The organism is Streptomyces sp. NPDC004539 (assembly GCF_040610055.1).
Classification (GTDB): domain Bacteria; phylum Actinomycetota; class Actinomycetes; order Streptomycetales; family Streptomycetaceae; genus Streptomyces.
The window spans coordinates 1-17110 of the sequence record NZ_JBEXLS010000059.1 but is presented as its reverse complement, the minus strand read 5'-3'; the positions used below and the strand labels follow the sequence as shown (position 1 = coordinate 17110).

The 17110-nt window shown below is 69.6% G+C and carries 15 protein-coding genes and 1 pseudogene; 6 read left to right on the top strand and 10 right to left on the bottom strand.

Annotated features, from left to right (window positions below; genetic code table 11):
• The first annotated feature begins 253 nt into the window (after nt 1-253).
• Together ABZX85_RS50240 and ABZX85_RS50235 are read left to right on the top strand one after the other, a co-directional pair.
• Entirely contained in the window at nt 254-1096 is an 843-nt protein-coding gene (locus ABZX85_RS50240) for a helix-turn-helix transcriptional regulator (RefSeq protein ID WP_355885138.1), read from the top strand.
• A complete protein-coding gene (locus ABZX85_RS50235; protein ID WP_355885137.1) occupies nt 1078-1365 on the top strand; it encodes a DUF397 domain-containing protein in 288 nt (95 codons plus the stop codon). Before ABZX85_RS50240 ends, ABZX85_RS50235 begins: the two co-directional genes overlap by 19 nt.
• Here ABZX85_RS50235 and ABZX85_RS50230 read toward each other — a convergent pair.
• The 4 genes and pseudogenes from ABZX85_RS50230 to ABZX85_RS50215 form a co-directional block, all read right to left on the bottom strand.
• Entirely contained in the window at nt 1340-2008 is a 669-nt protein-coding gene (locus tag ABZX85_RS50230; RefSeq protein ID WP_355885136.1) for a class I SAM-dependent methyltransferase, read from the bottom strand. The two genes, ABZX85_RS50235 and ABZX85_RS50230, sit on opposite strands and share 26 nt — an antisense overlap.
• Nucleotides 2009-2169: 161 nt before the next feature.
• On the bottom strand, nt 2170-2850 hold the full coding sequence (locus ABZX85_RS50225) for a hypothetical protein (protein ID WP_355885135.1): 681 nt from the start codon (nt 2848-2850) through the stop codon (nt 2170-2172).
• 39 nt (nt 2851-2889) lie between these two features.
• Nucleotides 2890-4141: pseudogene (locus ABZX85_RS50220) on the bottom strand (helix-turn-helix transcriptional regulator).
• A 93-nt stretch (nt 4142-4234) separates the two neighbouring features.
• On the bottom strand, nt 4235-5032 hold the full coding sequence (locus ABZX85_RS50215; protein ID WP_355885134.1) for an alpha/beta fold hydrolase: 798 nt from the start codon (nt 5030-5032) through the stop codon (nt 4235-4237).
• 141 nt (nt 5033-5173) lie between these two features.
• On the opposite strand from ABZX85_RS50215, the gene ABZX85_RS50210 reads away from it, so the two are divergent.
• A complete protein-coding gene (locus ABZX85_RS50210; protein WP_355885133.1) occupies nt 5174-5680 on the top strand; it encodes an RICIN domain-containing protein in 507 nt (168 codons plus the stop codon).
• A 129-nt stretch (nt 5681-5809) separates the two neighbouring features.
• Here ABZX85_RS50210 and ABZX85_RS50205 read toward each other — a convergent pair whose 3' ends face one another.
• From ABZX85_RS50205 to ABZX85_RS50190, 4 genes are all read right to left on the bottom strand, one after another.
• A complete protein-coding gene (locus tag ABZX85_RS50205; protein ID WP_355885132.1) occupies nt 5810-6691 on the bottom strand; it encodes a phosphorothioated DNA-binding restriction endonuclease in 882 nt (293 codons plus the stop codon).
• Between the two features lie 48 nt (nt 6692-6739).
• Nucleotides 6740-7222 carry a GtrA family protein gene (locus ABZX85_RS50200; protein WP_355885131.1) on the bottom strand — a complete coding sequence of 161 codons (483 nt, stop codon included), beginning with the start codon at nt 7220-7222 and terminating at the stop codon, nt 6740-6742.
• Between the two features lie 210 nt (nt 7223-7432).
• Nucleotides 7433-8914 carry an MFS transporter gene (locus tag ABZX85_RS50195; protein ID WP_355885130.1) on the bottom strand — a complete coding sequence of 494 codons (1482 nt, stop codon included), beginning with the start codon at nt 8912-8914 and terminating at the stop codon, nt 7433-7435.
• 361 nt (nt 8915-9275) lie between these two features.
• Nucleotides 9276-10493 (bottom strand): histidine kinase, encoded by a 1218-nt coding sequence (locus ABZX85_RS50190; RefSeq protein WP_355885129.1) that lies wholly within the window; start codon nt 10491-10493, stop codon nt 9276-9278.
• 1103 nt (nt 10494-11596) lie between these two features.
• Between ABZX85_RS50190 and ABZX85_RS50185 the strand changes: the two genes are divergently transcribed.
• From ABZX85_RS50185 to ABZX85_RS50175, 3 genes are all read left to right on the top strand, one after another.
• Entirely contained in the window at nt 11597-12106 is a 510-nt protein-coding gene (locus ABZX85_RS50185) for a MarR family transcriptional regulator (protein WP_355885139.1), read from the top strand.
• A 181-nt stretch (nt 12107-12287) separates the two neighbouring features.
• Nucleotides 12288-14699: a right-handed parallel beta-helix repeat-containing protein gene (locus ABZX85_RS50180; protein WP_355885128.1), complete on the top strand. Its 2412-nt coding sequence runs from the start codon at nt 12288-12290 to the stop codon at nt 14697-14699.
• 90 nt (nt 14700-14789) lie between these two features.
• Nucleotides 14790-16250, top strand: coding sequence for a hypothetical protein (locus ABZX85_RS50175; RefSeq protein ID WP_355885127.1), 1461 nt, complete (start codon nt 14790-14792; stop codon nt 16248-16250).
• Nucleotide 16251: 1 nt separating this feature from the next.
• Here the strand turns inward: ABZX85_RS50175 and ABZX85_RS50170 are convergent, their stop codons facing one another.
• Together ABZX85_RS50170 and ABZX85_RS50165 are read right to left on the bottom strand one after the other, a co-directional pair.
• Complete coding sequence (locus ABZX85_RS50170) at nt 16252-16620, bottom strand: hypothetical protein (RefSeq protein ID WP_355885126.1); 369 nt, start codon at nt 16618-16620, stop codon at nt 16252-16254.
• Between the two features lie 97 nt (nt 16621-16717).
• Entirely contained in the window at nt 16718-16897 is a 180-nt protein-coding gene (locus ABZX85_RS50165; RefSeq protein WP_355885125.1) for a hypothetical protein, read from the bottom strand.
• Nucleotides 16898-17110 lie beyond the last annotated feature (213 nt).

Sequence of the window (17110 nt, the reverse complement as noted above, 5' to 3'; positions counted from 1 at the left end):
GGAGCATGGCGTACTTGCCGAGGTGGTCCTGGTACTCGCCGACCTTGTCGGTGGCGGGGTCGTAGTAGAGGGTTCCCGGTTCCATCGGTTATCGGTCCTTTCGCCCAAGTTCTATACGGAATGCGCTAGTTGTACTACTCTGCGTGTTCCTGGGTAGTACGAGGATGGCCCAGAGGTGGTTGCCGTACAGGGCGAATCAGGTTTGGTGCACCACGGATCGCGGTCATGCACCACGAGAGAGGGAGGGGACGGGATGGCACCGAGGCGGCCGGTCACGGGGTTGAGTCAGGAGCCGCGCGAACGGTTCCAGCAGGTGATCAAGGACCTGAGGGAGAAACGGGGCCTGAGTTTCCGGGAGTTGAGCGAGCTTCTGGGGTGGGACCAGTCGCTGTTCAGCAGGCTGGAGAGCGGGGCGACGACCGGAAGCCCGGAGGTGGCCACAGGGTTGGACACCTTCTACGGGACGACGCCGCTGGTGCTGACGCTGTGGGAACTGGCGGCGGCGGACAAGAAGCAGTTCAGGCCGCAGTACCGGCCGTACATGGAGTACGAGGCGAAGGCGGTGGCTCTGTCGCAGTTCTCACTGAGCAGGTTGCATGGGCTACTTCAGACGGAGGCGTACGCACGAGAGGCGCTCTCGGCGGGTGGTCTTGAGGGGGAGGAGCTGGAGCAGCAGATCGATGCCCGCATCGGTCGCCAGGCCATCCTGGAGGGCGAGGACCCACCAGTGCTCCGTTCGATCCTCTCCGAGGCGGCGCTCCGGAATTCACTGCGTGATCCGGCCGAATGGCGTGAGCAGTTGGAGCGGCTGCTGGAGGCGTCCAACCTCCCGAACGTCACCATCCGAGTGCTGCCCTTCGGTACGGGACTGCACGGCTTGGACACCACAGAAGTGATGTTTCTACGGCTCCTGGACGGGAGGACCGTGGTCTACATGGAGAACGACCTGGACGGCGAAGTGGTCGAAGAATCTAGCAAGGCCGAGTACCTCTTCCGTGCATATGATGCCGTGTGCGACCTGGCACTGACACCCGCCGAGTCACGCGCGTTCATCTTGCGGCTGTTGGAGGAAGTACCGTGCGATCCGTCGATCTGACCAACCTCACGTGGCGCAAGAGCAGCTACAGCAACTCCACCGGCGGCGACTGCCTCGAAGTCTCCGCCGCCCTGCTGAGCACGGCCGACTGGCGCAAGAGCAGCTACAGCAACTCAACTGGCGGCGCCTGCCTCGAATTCGCCCCCAACCTCCCCTCCCTCGTCCCCGTCCGCGACAGCAAAGCCCCCTCCCTCGGCGCCCTCCTCTTCACCGCCGCCTCCTGGGACACCTTCGTCGACTCGGTCAAGGGGTCTGCAACCGGGCTGTGACGATCAGCGTCCCCAGCGCCCCCACCTCCCGGTTCGGCCACACCTGTGCCCGCACCTCGCCGAACCCGTGCCGTTTCAGGATGTCCGACCACTGATCGGCGCTGTACTGCCAACGGCACACGGTCAGTTCACCCTCTCTCCCGTCCAGCCACCTCCCACCCATCCGCTGCGCGCCGTACTGACCGGCGGCTGGCTCCCGGTGCGAGAACGCGAACGTGCCGGTGGGAGCGAGGCGTTGCCGTACGAGGGGGAACAAGTCATCGGGGTCGGTGAACCACACCGCACCCCACGTCGAGTAGACCGCGTCGAACTGCCCTGTCCCGTCGGCCAGATACGCGCACGCCTCCGCGTGGACGAACGTCAACTCGGTGACGTGGGACCAGAACCGGCGAGCCCGGTCGACCTGAACGCTGGAGAAATCCACGGCGGTGACCTTCGTACCGTGACAGGCGAGGTACGCGGCGTTCTCCCCCTCCGCCGGTCCCAGATCCAGCGCTGTGGCCGGGGAGTTGAGGAGTTCGGCGCCGGGGCCGTCGTCGTCCGAGCCGGTCCAGTCGAAGAGCCGTGCCGCAGGCGGCTCCTGGAGGGCGGGGCGGTACTTGTCCCAGTACTCGGGTGCGGTGGTGGGCGCCGGGCCGGACATGGGGCGCCTCCGGGAGTCATGTGGCTTGGTGGAGCGCCAAGTTACTCCCGTGCCCGCTGCTCGGGGAGCGAATACCGCTATCCGCCTGAAGCTGGGCAAAAAGGTGCCCGGGGGCGTGGTGCGCGCCTCCGGGCGTGAGCGGTGCCGACCGGGTCTGCCGGTCAGTGGCATTCCTCGCCGGGACGGCACGGCCCGCACTTGGCGTAGTCGGCCTCCCACAGCTTCCAGTCCACGGCGAAGCCGTTGTCCGCGATGATCTGGGCGGTGCGCTCGACAGAGCCGTCGTACTTGAAGGCGATCTCCGGAATGTGCTCCAGGAAGCGGCCGTCGAAGTGCTCGGCACAGAACTCCCGGTAGTTGCGGGTGTCGAGGATCAACACGTGCACGGCGATGTCCACGATCCGACCGCAGCACATCTCTAAGCCCTGGCCCCACTTCTCGATCGCGGTGATCAGGTAGGAGACGGCGGCGCCGAACAGCCGGGTGGCCATCACCTCGTCGAACGGGTAGTCCCGCATGAGGAGTTGGATCTCGCGTTCCCAGACTTCGGGGGAGACGTACTGCCTGGGGTCTCGTGGGGCGACGGCGGTGGCCATCGGCTCGGGTGCGGTCAATGTCATGGCTTGCTCCTCCCGATCGGGCGCGACGAGTGCCAGCCTGCTCCCGAGGGCGGTCCAGCCATGGCCGCCGGCCTCGGGGACGAGCTGGTAGGCGGCGGTGCCGGTGTCCTCGGGTAACGCCGTCACGACACCGATGCGCCGGGTTCTGGCGTCGTACGCGAGATCCCCGCGCCGGGGTTCGCGGCGTGGACCGAGGACAGGGCGGGTGCTTCCTGCCGTCATGCTCCGAAAGCTACGAGCGGGTGGCCACCCGAATATGCGTCAGCCGAATAGGTCCTGGTCATCAAGGTGAAAACGGCTGGACATGCCGCGCAACTGCTGTCGTGTGGAGGCCCGTTCAGCGTAGACGATCTTCCGGAGGGTGGCCCTGGCGATGGGATGGTTCCGTACGAGCTGAGGAGCGATCCGCTCGGCCTCACGCAGTTCGGTGAGTGCCTGACGCCGGTTGCCGTCCCAGAGGTGGGCCCGTGCGAGATCCATGCGGTGGTGGCCGCGCCGGGAGTTCGGCAGAGCTTCGAGCTGGCCGGGGTCGGCGTCGCGGTCGAGGCGCAGGGCCTGGCTCTGGTCGCTCATCTCCAGCGCCACGTTGATGCTGTGGACGGTCACGTTCCCGGACGAGAAGGTCAGGGAGTGCCGGTCCGCGACCGGAGCGGGTTCCTGGTCCGTCCGGTCGGCGGCCTGCCTCGCCAGCGCTATCCGGTGCTCGGCCTCGGAACGGTTATTGGCCCTTGCCGCCGAAACGGCTGTGCGTAGCTGGAGGCTCCCCCCAGGCGCGGACGGCCAAGGGGCGACCTGCTTCGTACTCGGCCTCGATCCCTCGCAGGGCCTTGTCCGCCAAGGCGATCGCGTCCGCCCAGTCGGCCGTCGCCCACATGTCCCACACGCGCATCCAGTCGGCCACGGCGGGCAGTACGGGGTCTCCGGAGAGACGGGAGGCCCAGGCGGCACGCTCGCACGTCGCGGCGATCAGCTCCGGGTGGCCGAGGGAGTGGGCGGCGGTGTGCGCGAACTTGCAGCACACCGCGTAGATCCCGAACGCCTCTTCCCGCTCGTGCCCTCGTGACCTGTCTGCCAAAGCGTGAGCCTTACGGAAGAAGTCCGGCAGGCTCCGCAGAACGGCGATGTTGGCGGCGGCGTCCCGGAGCCGGTGCAGGCGGGGCATGTCGGCCCACAACTCGGCCGAGGTGCGCGGAGTGCCGTCGAACACGGGAGTGAGGTCGTAGCGGCGTAGCTCCCGCAGGATCGACGCGGCGGCCGGTTGCCACTGTTCGTCGGACGAACTTCCCAGGTAGGGGCGGGAGATCAGATCGTTGGGGTGGCAGTGCAGGGCCGCCGCGATGGAGTTGACCAGCCCGGCCCGGTCAAGTTCGATGCGGCCCTTCTCGACACGCGACACCCACCCTTGGGTCTTCCCCACCGCCGCCGCGAGGTCGGCCTGCGGCATACCCAGACCGAGGCAACGCCGTTTGATGCGAAGGCCGATGGCCTCCTGCTCCTCCAACTCATACGCCATAGCCGAACCGTCCGCTTCCGTGGAGTCGAGCCGCTACCAGGAACGGTACCCGGGGGTGAGCAGCATCAGTGGGCGGCGCCTGCTCCGACTCGGTCAAGGACGCCCGCTAACCCCGAGGAACTCCTTCAGCACGTCCCCGACTTCCCCCGGCGCATCCATCGCGATGAGGTGCGCCGCGCTCGCGAACTCGACGAACTCCGCGCCGGGAATCTCAGCGGCGTACCTCCGGGCGATCTCCTGGAAGTCGGCGACGTCCAACTTCCCCACGCCCACCAACGTACGCACGGACAGCCCCGCCAACTCCCCCGCCCCGGGCCCCTGGGAGTACCGCCCCACGACATCCTGGTTCAGCAGCAACGTCCGCATAGGCGACCGGAGTTGCTCGGAGAGCCCCGCCTCCACGTCGTCCCACGTCCGTGAGGGCCCCCGGAGCCACATGTCGAGGTTGAGCTCGACGGCGTCGTCCACATCACCCGCCTCCAACAGGGCTGTCTCCGCCGCGTCGTAGGTGACCATCTCCTCGCCCCAGGCAAACCCCGGCCAGGGCGCCGCGAGGATCGCCAGGGACTCGACGCGCTCGGGGTGGGTGAGGGTGAAGTCGAGGGCTACTCGCCCACCCCAGGACGCCCCGACGAGCCGTACGCGGTCGTACCCGAGGTGGTCCAGGAGCCGCCCGAGATCCTCCGCCTCGCTGAACGGCCCCGTCGGCACGCCAGATTCGCCGAAGCCCCGCAGGTCGTAGCGGATGACGGTGTGGCCGGCCGCGAAGGCGGGGACGACCGCGTCCCACATGCGGTGGTCGGCGACGCCCGCGTGCACAAGGACGAGGGGTGGGCCGTCGCCGGTCGTGGTGTAGGCGAGGTGGCCGAGGTGGTCGTCGAGTCGAAGCATGTACGGATGATCTCAGGGGAGCCGAAGGGGACCACTCCACCCCAAGCAACAGTCAAATCTCCCCCAAGACTTCCGCAACCACACCCTCAACTTCCCCCTCTCCTAAGGCGAGTTGACGTCCCTCTCGACCAGGAGACCCCCGTGAAGACACGCCGCACCAGACTCGCCACCCTCACCACCGCCTTAACCGCGGCCCTGCTCGCCTTCGCCCAGACCCCCGCCTCGGCCGCCCCCTCCGGCTGGCACTACCTGGACAACAACCAGACCGGCCAGTCCCTCCACATCCGCCCCGGCGCCGACGCCTGGACCAAGGACTTCTCCGTCCCGGGCCACAAGTTCGCCTTCAACCTCAAGGAAGGCGGCTACTACGAGATCGTCCGCGACAGCGCCGTCTGGACCTGCCTCGACAGCAACCACGCCGGCGCCGTCTACGGCCTGAACTGCAACAACGGCGACTACCAACGCTGGCGCGTCGACGACCTCGGCTCCCGCTGGATCGAACGCATGCAACGCCACACCAACGTCTACCGCATCGTCAACAAAGCCACCGGCCGCTGCCTCGACGCCAACTACGACGGCGCCGTCTACACCCTCCCCTGCAACGGCGGCAACTACCAGGTCTGGTACCACCTGGCCCCTTGGCGCTGACCCCAAGTGCCTTGCGTGCCGCCTCACTTTGGGGAGTGGGGCGGCATGTGGGAGAGGTCAGGCCGTGGCCACCTTTGAGTGATTGCCGCCGTACGTGCCCGAGGCCGGAGTTGACCTACCCGCCTCCGCTTACGCCGCCCCCCTGAACACCTCCCGCGTATGCCACTCCCGGTGAGCCGTCAGGATCGGGTTCTCATCGGGGCGGAGGCCCCGGAGGGGGCGGTCGGTGAGGGCGGTGACGTGGGTGTGGGCGGCGGGGGAGGCGCCGGTGAAGTGGGGGGAGATGGTGATGCGGTGGGCGGGTGTGAGGCCCAGGACGCCCTTGTCGAAGAGCTTGTGGTGGAGGGCGCACAGGCAGAGGCCGTTGTCGACGGTGTCGGGCCCGTCGAAGGCCCACCAGCGGACGTGGGCCGCTTCGAGACCGACGGGACGGGAGCCGAGGCGGCCGTCGAAACCGCAGAACGCGCACTGGTGGTCGTAGGCCGCGAGGACCAACTCCCGCATCCGAGGGTCCCGTTGGCGCCGCCCGGCCAGGGAGTAGCGGGCCAGGAGAGGGTACGGCTCCGGCTCCAGGCCGACCGCCTCGCACAACTCCGCGTGCAGGGAGGGCGGGAAGTGCCGCTCCAGGAGCAACTGGGTGAGCTGCCAGAGGAGTTCGGGACGGCGTCGTAGATCCGACTGGAGTTCGGGGACGAGGCGGCCCGTCGCCCCGGACTCCCTCAACTGCCCTACGCGGCTGCCGGGACTGCCGTCCCCGAGGTCGCTGCGGACCTCCCAGACGCCGTCGCTCACGAGGTGGTGGAACGGGTACGCGGGGGTCGTCGGGTGCGTGGGCCCGTACTCCGCGAGGAGGCTCTTCAACTCCCCCTCGACCACCGAGTACTTGAGCCCCTCCCCGGCGTCCTGCCGGAACCTGCCGAGCGCGTACAGCAGGAGGAGCGGTTTGTGCGGCGCCCGCACCCCCTGTCGCGTCCACTGCCGCAGCTCCGCCACCCGTTCGAGCCAGTCCATGCGCCCGATCGTAGTGAGCGGCCACGACGGGCCGGGCGCCCGGCGTGACTACGACAGCGCGGGCAGCGCGGCGCCGGCCGTCAGCGCGGGGAGCTGCGGGCGGGCCGTCCGCTGCGTACGGCGACCGGCGAAGACGAACAGCCGCAGCACCAGGAACCGTCCGATCCCGGCGAGCCCGGAGGCGCTCAGGTACACGATCTGCTCGGTCAGCATGCTCGGCGACGCCTGCACCGCGTGCAGCACCAGCACCGCCGCGCTCGTCACGGCGTACGCCACGCCCGCCGAACCCGCCGACTGCCAGTGCTGCCGCAGCCCGGCGCGCTTGCCGGTGCCGAAGGTGAAGCGGGAGTGCAGCTCGGTGCACAGGACCGTCGACACGACCGTGATGACCGCGTTGGCCACCACCCACGGCATCGACATCGCGACCAGCGGCACCGCCAGGCTGGACAGGACGCCGATGCCGCCGCCGCAGAGCACGAAGCGGAGGAAGGAGGCGAGGGGGCCGGTGGTGGGGGCCTGGTTCCGCTCCATGACTGCGCTCCTTGGTGCTCGGGCCGCCGCGGGGTGTCCCTGCAGGTTCGTTGCTTGACTTACTCAATCATATTCGATTGCTTGAGTTACGCAAGCAATCCGCGGACGTCGAGGGTGTGGCGTGGGTCACTCCGGCCGATCGGGCCGAGGAACGCCGAAGGGCCCGGGACGATCCCGTCCCGGGCCCTTCCGCTGCTCAGCAGGCGATGCCTACGCCTTCGCCCCCGCCGTCGCCGGCTCCGCCGGGCTGTCGCCCGCGGGCTCCTCCCCGGCCGTCTCCCGCCGCTTCGGGATGAACGTGGCGAGCAGGAAGGCGACCAGGGCCGCCCCGGCGCCGATGGCCATGACCACCTTGAAGCCGTTCTCCGAGGCGAACGAGTGCCCGCCGAAGTCCGTGGTCATCTGGGCGAGGATGACGCCCACGATGGCGCTGGCGAACGACGTACCCAGCGACCGCATCAGCGTGTTGAGGCTGTTCGCCGCACCCGTCTGGGACGGGTCGACCGCGCCCATGATCAGCGCGGGCAGCGCGCCGTACGTGAAGCCGACACCGGCGCCGATGATGCAGGACACCAGGACCAGGTGCCAGATCTCCGACATCAGCATGATGTTCAGCGCGTAGCCACTGGCGACGATCAGCGCACCGATCATCAGCGTGATCTTCGGCCCCTTGGCCTTCGTGACCTTCGCGGACAGCGCGGACATCACCATCATGACGAAGCCCTGCGGCGCCAGCACCAGGCCCACGGTCAGCATCGACTCGCCGAGCCCGTACCCGGTCTCCTTCGGCAGCTGGAGCAGCTGCGGCAGCACCAGGGACGTCGCGAACATCGAGAACCCGAGCGCGATCGAGGCGAGGTTGGTGAACAGCACCTGTGTCTTCGCGGTGGTCCGCAGATCGACCAGCGGCTGCTTCGCCTTCAGCTCCCACCAGCCCCAGGCCAGCAGGATGACGACGGCGGCGACACCCAGCGTCAGCGTCGTACCGGAGGTCCAGCCCCAGGTCGCGCCCTTCGAGACGGTCAGCAGCAGCGAGACGAGGCCGGCGGACAGCCCCAGCGAGCCGACGAGGTCGAAACGGCCCCCGGCGCGGTTCTGGGACTCCGGGACGAACGCCATGACCAGCAGGAACGAGACGACACCCAGCGCGGCGGACGTCCAGAACAGGATGTGCCAGTCCCAGTTCTCCGCGATGAACGCGGCGATCGGCAGGCCCAGCGCGCCGCCGACCCCGAGCGAGGCGCTCATGATGCCGGTGGAGCCGGCGAGCTTCTCCGCCGGGACGGTGTCCCGCAGGATGCTGATCCCGAGCGGGACGACGGCGGCGGACAGGCCCTGGAGACCACGGCCGACGATCATCGGTACGAGGGAGTCGGCGAGGGCGCAGACCAGTGAGCCGGAGACCAGCAGGACGATGCTGACCAGCAGCATCCGCCGCTTGCCGAACATGTCCCCGAGCCGCCCGACGACCGGCGTCGCCACGGCGGCGGCCAGCAGCGTCGCGGTGACCGCCCAGGCGGTGTCCGACGCGGAGGCGTTCAGCAGGTTCGGCAGCTCCGGGACGATCGGGATGACCAGGGTCTGCATCAGCGAGACGACGATCCCGGCCATCGCCAGCACCGCCACCACGGCGTTCGGCTTCGGCTGGGCTGATGACCCTGCCGAGGCGGGTCGGGCAAGTGCGTTGGACATGGCGGGGCCTCCGGGAGGTGGGGTGGTGGCGGGGGTGGGGAGAGGGGGCCTGAGGGGGCGAGCGTCCGGCAGCCGGCCTCAGGGAGGTTGCTTGACTTACGCAAGCATAAACAGGATTGCTTGAGTCACGCAAGCTAATTCTTTTTCGGGGGTGGCGGGGGGAGGGAGAGAGGGGGTGGGAGGGGGCGGGGCGGGGTGGGGCGAGGTGGCTCTCAGGTACTACGGGTCGTGCGGGGGCGAGGCGAGTGGCTCCCAGGTATTACGGGTCGTACGGGGGCGGGTCGGGTGGCTCGTAGGTACTACGGGTCTCACAGGGGTCGGCGGGCCGGCTCGCGAGTACTACGGGTCTACGGGCAACCCCCTACGACCCCGACGGCGTCAGCGGCAGCTCCGCCACCACCTCGAACCCGCCCCGAGGCCGATGCCCCGTACGGACCTGGCCCCCCACCGCGCGGGCCCGTTCCCGCATCCCGACGAGGCCGTAGCCCCCTCCCCCCGCCACCCCTCCGGAGGAGCGCGGCGTCGAACGCGGCGTGCTCGCGCCCTCGTTGACGACGGAGAGGTCGAGCCGCTCGGGAAGATAGGAGAGCCGGACCCGGGCGGAACCGGTGGCGGCGTGCTTGGTCACGTTCGTCAGAGCCTCCTGCACTATGCGGTACGCCGTGACGTCGGCGCCGGACGGCAGCGGACGGGGCTCCCCCTCGACATCGACGGTCACCGACAGCCCCGCCCCCCGGAACGACGCCGCGAGGTCGGGAAGATGCGCGACACCGGGCACGGCGTCGGCCGATCCGCCGGGATCGACACCCCCGGAGTGCCTCAACAACCCCACCGTCGCCTTGAGTTCACGCAGCGCCGAAGCCGTCGTGTCCGTCAGCGCGACCACGGTTTCCGCCGCCTCCTCGGGCCGCGCCCGCAGCGACCGGGCGACGGCGCCGGCCTGGAGGTTGGCGAGGACGAGATGGTGCGCGACGACGTCGTGCAGATCACGCGCGATCCGCAGCCGCTCCTCGGTGACCCGTCGCCGCGCCTCCTCCTCCCGGGTCCGCTCGGCATGCTCGGCCCGAGCGCGTTCCGCCGTGAGCCACGCTCCGCGCAGCCGTGTCACCGTCCCCAGCGAGGTCGGCAGCAGGAGCCACGCCGCGGGACTGAGCACCTTGAGTACCAGGGGTTCCCCCGTAGGCCCCAGGAACAGCTCGGTCCCGGTCAGCACCGCGATCCCGGTGAACGCGAAGGTGTTCGCCGTCCGCCGGTCCGTGCTCACCGCGAGCGTGTGCAGGGCGACCATCAGCGGCGCCAGCATCATCACCGAGAGCAGGTACCCGAGGGCCGACATCACCGTCGTGCACACGAAGATCACGGCGACCGTCGCGCGGGGCCGCTTCCGGCGCCACGGCAGCACCGCGCACGCGACGCCGGCCAGCAGGAGTCCCGGCCAGACGGACAGTTCGGGGTCCTTGCCGGGGAAGGCGACCTGGCTGCCGGGGAGGGCGCAGGCGAAGAGGGCGAGGGAGAGGGCGGCGTCGAGGAGTCTTCTGCGCCCGGGAGGACCGGGCAGCTGTCTCAGGATTTCGATCATGGAAGTGGGGTTCCTGACGAGCTGTGGCGGCACGGGGCTTCGGAGGCGGGCGGGAGGTAGGGGGCCGGGGGGTAGGGGGCGGAGAGGAGAGGCGGAGGTGGGAGGCGGAGGTGGGAGGGGCGCGGGAAGTAGGGGTGGCGGGAGGGAGCCGGAAGGTAGAGGAAGGCAGGAGAGGGGGCGGGGAGGAGGGCAGGAGCTGGGAGGGGTACGGGAAGTAAGGGGTGGCGGGAGGTGGGGGAGGAATGAGGGAGGGGTGGGAGGAGAAGGGGGTGGGAGGGGGGAGGCGGGTCGCAGGGCGGGGCCGTGGAGGGGCGGGGCGGCGGTGCGACTCGGGTGCGGGAGCCCGTCGTACGGTCGGCGCCGCAGCAGTTCAGCTCGCGCGGCTCACAGGGGCCGCGTGGCCCGAGCGGCCAGCGCCACGCGCGTGCCCGCTGGGCCGGGATGTGCCGCCGGACCCGGTGCGGAATGGGGGGTGGTTCCGCTGCCGGGTCCGGCGACTGTGCCGCTCCCCGTCCCCACGGGACACGGCACGTTCCGGAACCACGTCCGCTGACTGCGGCTCCGGAGTGAGGACCCACGGCGCGTGGGGTGCCGTGGGGGTTATGAGGGGCCCTGGCTCTCAGGGCCTACGGGGTCGATGAGGGTCTCGGTCTCTTGGAGGGCCGTCCCCTAGGAAGGCCGTCCCCTAGGAAGGCCGTCCCCTAGGAAGGCCGTCCCCTAGGGGGGCCGTCCCTTAGGGGCTCAGGGGCGCTGATACCCCCAGCCGTGCCAGGAGGCGACGAACGCCGCCAGCCCCGCGCCGAGCAGTCCGACGGCGAGCGCGCAGAGGATCGGCGCGCTCACCGTCGTACACCGCTCTGCGCCGACGCGGATACGGATGCGGACTCGACCACGGTGGTGTCCGGCATGGGGATCACTCCTGGGTATGACGGGGTTGGTGGGGGGAGTCGTTGCTTGAGTTAGGCAACCACAATCGAGTTACTTAAGTCAAGCAACGAATTGATCTTGCTTGAGTTACGCAAGTATCTGTACGCTGAACGGATGACTCGACGATGTGGACGGTGAGCATGACGGAGACAGCCGAGGCGGCGGGGATGGCCGGGATGACCGGAGTGGCCGGGGTGACCGGGGTGGCTGGGGCGGCCACCCCCCTCCCGCACGTGATGGACATAGAGCAGGCCCTCAACCGGGTCACCTACCTCGCGGGCCGCGCCCGCCAGCACGAACGGCTCATGGAGCGCGCCGGCCTCACCCTGGACCGCGCCTCCGTGGCGATCCTGCGCTTCATCTCGGAGAGCGACCCCCTGCGCCCCGGCGTCCTCGCGGTCCGCCTCTCGGTCGAGGCGTCCCATGTCACGCGCCAGCTGCGGCAGTTGGAGGCCGCCGGCCTCGTCGCCCGGATACCCGACCCCGAGGACCGGCGGGCGCAGCGCGTCCAGCTCACCGAGGAGGGCCTCGCCGCCGTACGCCGTATCCGCGAGGTGAGCCGGCAGGGCATGGAGGTCGCGCTGACCCACTGGACCCCCGCCGACCTGGAGCGCCTCGCGGACCTCTTCCACCGGCTGGTCTCCGACTTCGTCACGTACGCGGAGGCCGAACTGCCGGGAGAGTGAGCACGCTTGAGCACGCGGCCGGCCACGGCGTCGCCGTATCCGGCCGGCGGCCCGTCGTGGCACTCTCATCACGGCATCCTCTCGGGGCTCCACCCGCATGGGGGCCGGGTGGAGCAGCACCAGGCTACTTGCACTTTCAAGATCTTGTGTGAAGGTCGGGCGACTCGTACAGTCTCGGAGAATGAGACGGCAGCCCTCAGGGGTGACGCTCGCCGCGCTGGCGGCGGCCACCCTGATGACCGTGACCCCCCTGATGACCGCGGCTCCGGCGCGGGCGGAGCAGACGGACGCAACAGCCTCGACGACTTCGACGGCCTCGACACGGACGGCCCCGGCGACCTCGACGCAAGCGGCCCCGGCCTGGTCGGCGATCACCTTCGGCCAGTCCACCGACCTGAACTTCGCGTCGAACGTACTCCCCGAGAAGGTCGGCACCAACTACGCGAGCCCCGAGCACCCCGGCACGATCGACGGCCGGATCACCCTGGAGAGCCGAGGCGGCAAACTGGCCCCCGGCCACGACGGAATCACCTTCTACCAGACCGAGTTGGACCCGAGGGCGGACAACTTCACGCTCTCCGCGGACATGACGGTCGAGCAGTTCGGCCCGGAGACCGGCGCGGCTGTCAACTCGGCGGACAGCGTGGGCGTCATGGTCCGCGACGTCAACGGCGCACCCCGCCAGAACCCGATGGTCCTCGGCTTCGAGGAGGTCCCGGCCGCGTCCAACATCTTCGGCGCCGGCCTCATGAAACAAGGGGTGAGCGGTTTCAGCCGCACCGGTGTCACCAAGCCCTGGGGAAACCCGGGCGGCTCCCTCAAGTCGGCTCCCTTCACCCGCGATTCGGCCTACGCCCTCCCGCCCAACACCCCGGTCCACCTCCAACTGGAGCGCACCGACACCGAGTTCGTCATGTCGGCGACCTTCACCCACGCGGGCGCGCCGGTGACGTTCACCCAGCGGGTGGCGGGCGCGGACTGGGTCCAGGACATCGACCCCGACCACATGTACGTCGGCTTCTACGCGGCCCGCAACGCCAAGGCCGTCTTCAGCAACGCCCGGCTGGAGCTGACCGAGGCCCACACGAAGCCCCGGACGCCCGCCACCCCCGTACCCGTACCCCCCGCTCTCACCCTCCTCTCGCCGCCCGAGACCTCTACCCGCGACTACGTGCTGCGCGCCCGGCCGAACCAGGCCGGGACCCTGGCGGTGACCAGGGGCGCCGAGAGCGTCGTACAGACCGGGGTGAAGGCGAACGAGGTGGTCGAGCGGGGGGTTCGGCTCGTGGACGACCGGACGGAGTTCACGTTCGTGTTCACGCCGGACGACGGGACGCTCGCGCCGGTGACCAGGACCCTGACGGTCACCCGGAAGTCGTACGGGGTGTACGGGACGATCCACGCGTCCCCTACGGGTACCCCCGACGACGCGGGTACGGCGGGGGACCCCGTCGATATCGGGTCGGCACTCAAGTACGTCGTACCCGGGGGCCAGGTGCTGCTGCACGGCGGGACCTACGAGCCGGCCGGGACGCTCAACATCGGTGCGGAGTACGGGGGTTCGGCCGGGAAGCCGAAGACCGTGAAGGCGTACCGGGGGGAGCGGGTCGTCGTGGACGGGCGGAAGAAGCTGGAGGTCGTGCTGCGGCTCGACGCGGACCACTGGAAGGTGGACGGCTTCCACATCACCCGGGCGGCGGCCAACGCCATGCGCGTCAGCGGTAGTTGGAACACCGTCTCGCGGATGCTGTTCGACTTCAACGGCAACACCGGTTTCCAGATTACCGGTTCGGGGACGGACCCGGCGCTGTGGCCGTCGTACAACCTCGTCCAGGGCAACGAGTCCCACGACAACCGTGACCCCGACGACGAGAACGCCGACGGGTTCGCCGCGAAGCTCGGGGTCGGGGCGGGCAACGTCTTCCGGGGGAACATCGCCCACCACAACATCGACGACGGCTGGGACCTCTACAACCGCACCAACGAAGGCGCCAACCTCCCCATCACCCTGGAGGACAACATCGCCTACGCCAACGGCCGGCTCAGCGACGGGTACGACGAGGACAGCAACCGGGGCAGCGGCTTCAAACTGGGCGGCGAGGGGCTGCCCGTCGACCACGTCGTCCGGGGCAACATCGCCTTCGACAACAACCTCGACGGGTTCACCGACAACTTCAACCCCGGCCGCCTGAAGCTGAGTCACAACACGTCGTTCGACAACAAGCGGTTCAACTACATCTCCCGGTTCAGCCCGTACTTCACGGCGGACCAACAGGGCGTGTACGAGGACAACTTGTCGTTCCGCACGCCCAACAGCCCGGCCGCGACACGGGACTTCGTCTCAGGCACCGTCGGCGACACGAACGTCCTCTTCGACGGGACCGCCTTCCGTAACGCGTCCGGCACGCTGCAAGCGACAGCAACCGATTTCTTCTCCGTTACCGCGCCCCAGCGGTTCGCCCGCAACCGGGACGGGACACCGCGTCTCGGCGCGTTCCTGCGGCTCACCCCGGTCAGCCCGCTGAACAGGGCGGGGACCGGGGGAACGCCGATCGGCGCGCTCGGTGTGAACACCGGCACGGTCCGGCCGTAGAACCTCCGGCCCTTTTCGGCCATCTCATGGATGGGCCCCGTGTCGTCGTCGAGAACGGCACGGGGTGAGAGGGACCGAAAGGGAACAGACGTGCCGGTCATCGGTCAGCGGACGCACCTCGTGCTGCTCGCCGCCTGGACGCTGCTGTGGTTCGCCGTCGTCGAGCCGCACGGCGGGTTCTCCTGGCACTACCTGCGGACCGGCGGCGAGCTGATCTACGGCGGCGCCGGGGGTGGCCTCAACCTCTACGCCCACCACCCCGAGCTCCAGATGGGCCCCGTCAGCTTCCTCGTCGCCGGCCTCTTCAACCCCTTCCCCGAGCGCACCGGCCAGCTCCTCGCCGCCGCCCTCATGTCCTTCCTCGGCCTCGTCATCCTCGTCCTCGTCGGCCGCAGCGCCGCCGCCCACCTCCTCGGCACCGGCACCAACCACCAACGCCTCCGCCAGCGCGTCCTCGTCGCCGGGCTCGCGTTCATTCCCATGTGGATCGAGGTGTCGGTCCGGTTCGGCCATCTGGACGACGTACTCGCGCTGTTTTTCACGACGTTGGCGGTGCATGCGCTGACCAGGGGGAGGGCGGGGAGGCTGGGGGCGTCCAGGGGGAAGGGGGCGGGGGCGGTCGAGGGTGGCGGGGTGAGGACTTGGGCGTCTGAGGGGGACGCGGCGGGGGCTGAGGGGCTCGGGGGGAGTAGGGGGGACGCGGCGGGCGTGTTCAGGCGGGGCGTGGGGAGGGCGGGGGCGTCCGGGGGGAATGCGGGGGGCGTGTTCAGGCGGGGTGCGGGGAGGGCGGGGGCGTCCGGCGGGGACGCGGTGGGTGCCTTCAAGCGGGACGCGGTGAGGGCGGGCGCGTTCAAGCGGGACGCGGTGAAGGCGAGCGCGTTCAGGGGGAGTGCGGTGATGACGGGTGCGTTCCTGGCGCTCGCCCTCGACTCCAAGCCCACCGCCCTCGCCTTCCTCCCCCTCCTCCTCGCCCTCCCCCGGCGGGACTGGCTCCGGGCGTTCCTCGTCTGCGTCGCCCTCGTCGCCGTCGCCTGGCTGCCCTTCTTCATCGGCGCGCCCCACTCCTACGCGGCGGCCCAGTTCACGATCCCCGTCCAGCCGGCCTCCCCCCTCCGCTGGCTGGGCGTCGGCGCCCCCGACACACCCCCCTGGGGCCGCCCCGCCCAAGCGGTCCTCGGCCTCGCCCTCGGCTGCTTCGCGGTCTCCCGCGGACGCTGGCCCGCCGTCGTCCTCCTCGGTGCCAACGCCCGTATCGCCCTCGACCCCAGCGTCTACACCTACTACACCGCCTCCGTCCTCCTCGGCACCCTCCTCTGGGACACCATCGGCCAACGCCGCCTCATCCCCTGGTGGACCTGGATCGGCCTCCTCACCCTCTACGCCCCCGTCCTCACGATCCCCGACGACTCGACTCGGGGGTTGCTGCGGTTGGGGTTCGTGGTGGTGTCCACGGTGTACGTGCTGTTCCGGCCGCTGAGGCGTCGTACGCAACGGGGACGGGGCCGTGGGAAGCGGGAGCCGGCCGCTTCGGCATCCGCCGGCAAGCCATGACTCAACCGGCCACCACCGTGCCCCGCCCCACCCGAAACTCGTCCAGCAACTCGAAGAACATCCCCATCGCCGGCCTGCCCTCCCGCTCCGCCTCCCGCTCGATCTCCACCGCCCAGCCCAACGCCGAAACCCGACCGAGCCGCCGCCCCAGCCACTCCGAGAAACGCGACTCACCACCGGGCGTCCAGAAGTCGAACGGCTCCGCTATGCCGTGCACACCCAGCGCCATGCGATAGCCGGTCAACAGAGAGTCGAGATGCAGCAACGAACAGTCCCGCACCCACATGTTCGGCCTCAGCCGCACTTCCTCCAGGAAGCCGTACACATCCCCGAACTCGCTGAACGGCTTCGGCCTGTTCGTCTCTGTCATACGGGGACCATAGGCGTACGGGCCCGAAGCCCCCACCGAAGAAAAGGAGACCGGCACACAGCGCTGCCGGCCTCCCGATCCCCAGCGTTCCGGTTTCTCAGCGCGTGACGGCCACCAGCATCGTCATCAGCGCCACCATCATCGTCACGCCGGTCGTCGCGGCCTGGATGGGAGCGGTCAGCGCGGGAAACGCGCGCACCACCGCGCCGAACGCCAGAGCCACGAGCATCGTCACGACGACGAGCAGCACGGCGATTACGAGCACGTTCAAGGTCATCAGAAGTCCTTCGGGCAGAGCGTGCTCTCCGCACGCACGGGTGGAGCAGCCGGACTCCACCCCTTCCAGGTACTTCGGGGGTTTCCGGCAGCGCGCCGAGAATGAGCGACGCACGGGTTACTGAGCTTGAACTCATGATGTCGTTGGGGTGAGGGATAGTCCGGTTCCGGCGAGGCATCCGTCGATGAGGTGGGGGCGGTACTGGATCTTTCG

Excerpts from the sequence above, each read along its gene's own strand:
- ABZX85_RS50240 (WP_355885138.1), top strand. The coding sequence starts at position 254 with ATGGCACCGAGGCGGCCGGTCACGGGGTTGAGTCAGGAGCCGCGCGAA.
- ABZX85_RS50230 (WP_355885136.1), bottom strand. The coding sequence starts at position 2,008 with ATGTCCGGCCCGGCGCCCACCACCGCACCCGAGTACTGGGACAAGTAC.
- ABZX85_RS50225 (WP_355885135.1), bottom strand. The coding sequence starts at position 2,850 with ATGACGGCAGGAAGCACCCGCCCTGTCCTCGGTCCACGCCGCGAACCC.
- ABZX85_RS50215 (WP_355885134.1), bottom strand. The coding sequence starts at position 5,032 with ATGCTTCGACTCGACGACCACCTCGGCCACCTCGCCTACACCACGACC.
- ABZX85_RS50205 (WP_355885132.1), bottom strand. The coding sequence starts at position 6,691 with ATGGACTGGCTCGAACGGGTGGCGGAGCTGCGGCAGTGGACGCGACAG.
- ABZX85_RS50200 (WP_355885131.1), bottom strand. The coding sequence starts at position 7,222 with ATGGAGCGGAACCAGGCCCCCACCACCGGCCCCCTCGCCTCCTTCCTC.
- ABZX85_RS50195 (WP_355885130.1), bottom strand. The coding sequence starts at position 8,914 with ATGTCCAACGCACTTGCCCGACCCGCCTCGGCAGGGTCATCAGCCCAG.
- ABZX85_RS50190 (WP_355885129.1), bottom strand. The coding sequence starts at position 10,493 with ATGATCGAAATCCTGAGACAGCTGCCCGGTCCTCCCGGGCGCAGAAGA.
- ABZX85_RS50185 (WP_355885139.1), top strand. The coding sequence starts at position 11,597 with ATGACCGGAGTGGCCGGGGTGACCGGGGTGGCTGGGGCGGCCACCCCC.
- ABZX85_RS50180 (WP_355885128.1), top strand. The coding sequence starts at position 12,288 with ATGAGACGGCAGCCCTCAGGGGTGACGCTCGCCGCGCTGGCGGCGGCC.
- ABZX85_RS50170 (WP_355885126.1), bottom strand. The coding sequence starts at position 16,620 with ATGACAGAGACGAACAGGCCGAAGCCGTTCAGCGAGTTCGGGGATGTG.
- ABZX85_RS50165 (WP_355885125.1), bottom strand. The coding sequence starts at position 16,897 with ATGACCTTGAACGTGCTCGTAATCGCCGTGCTGCTCGTCGTCGTGACG.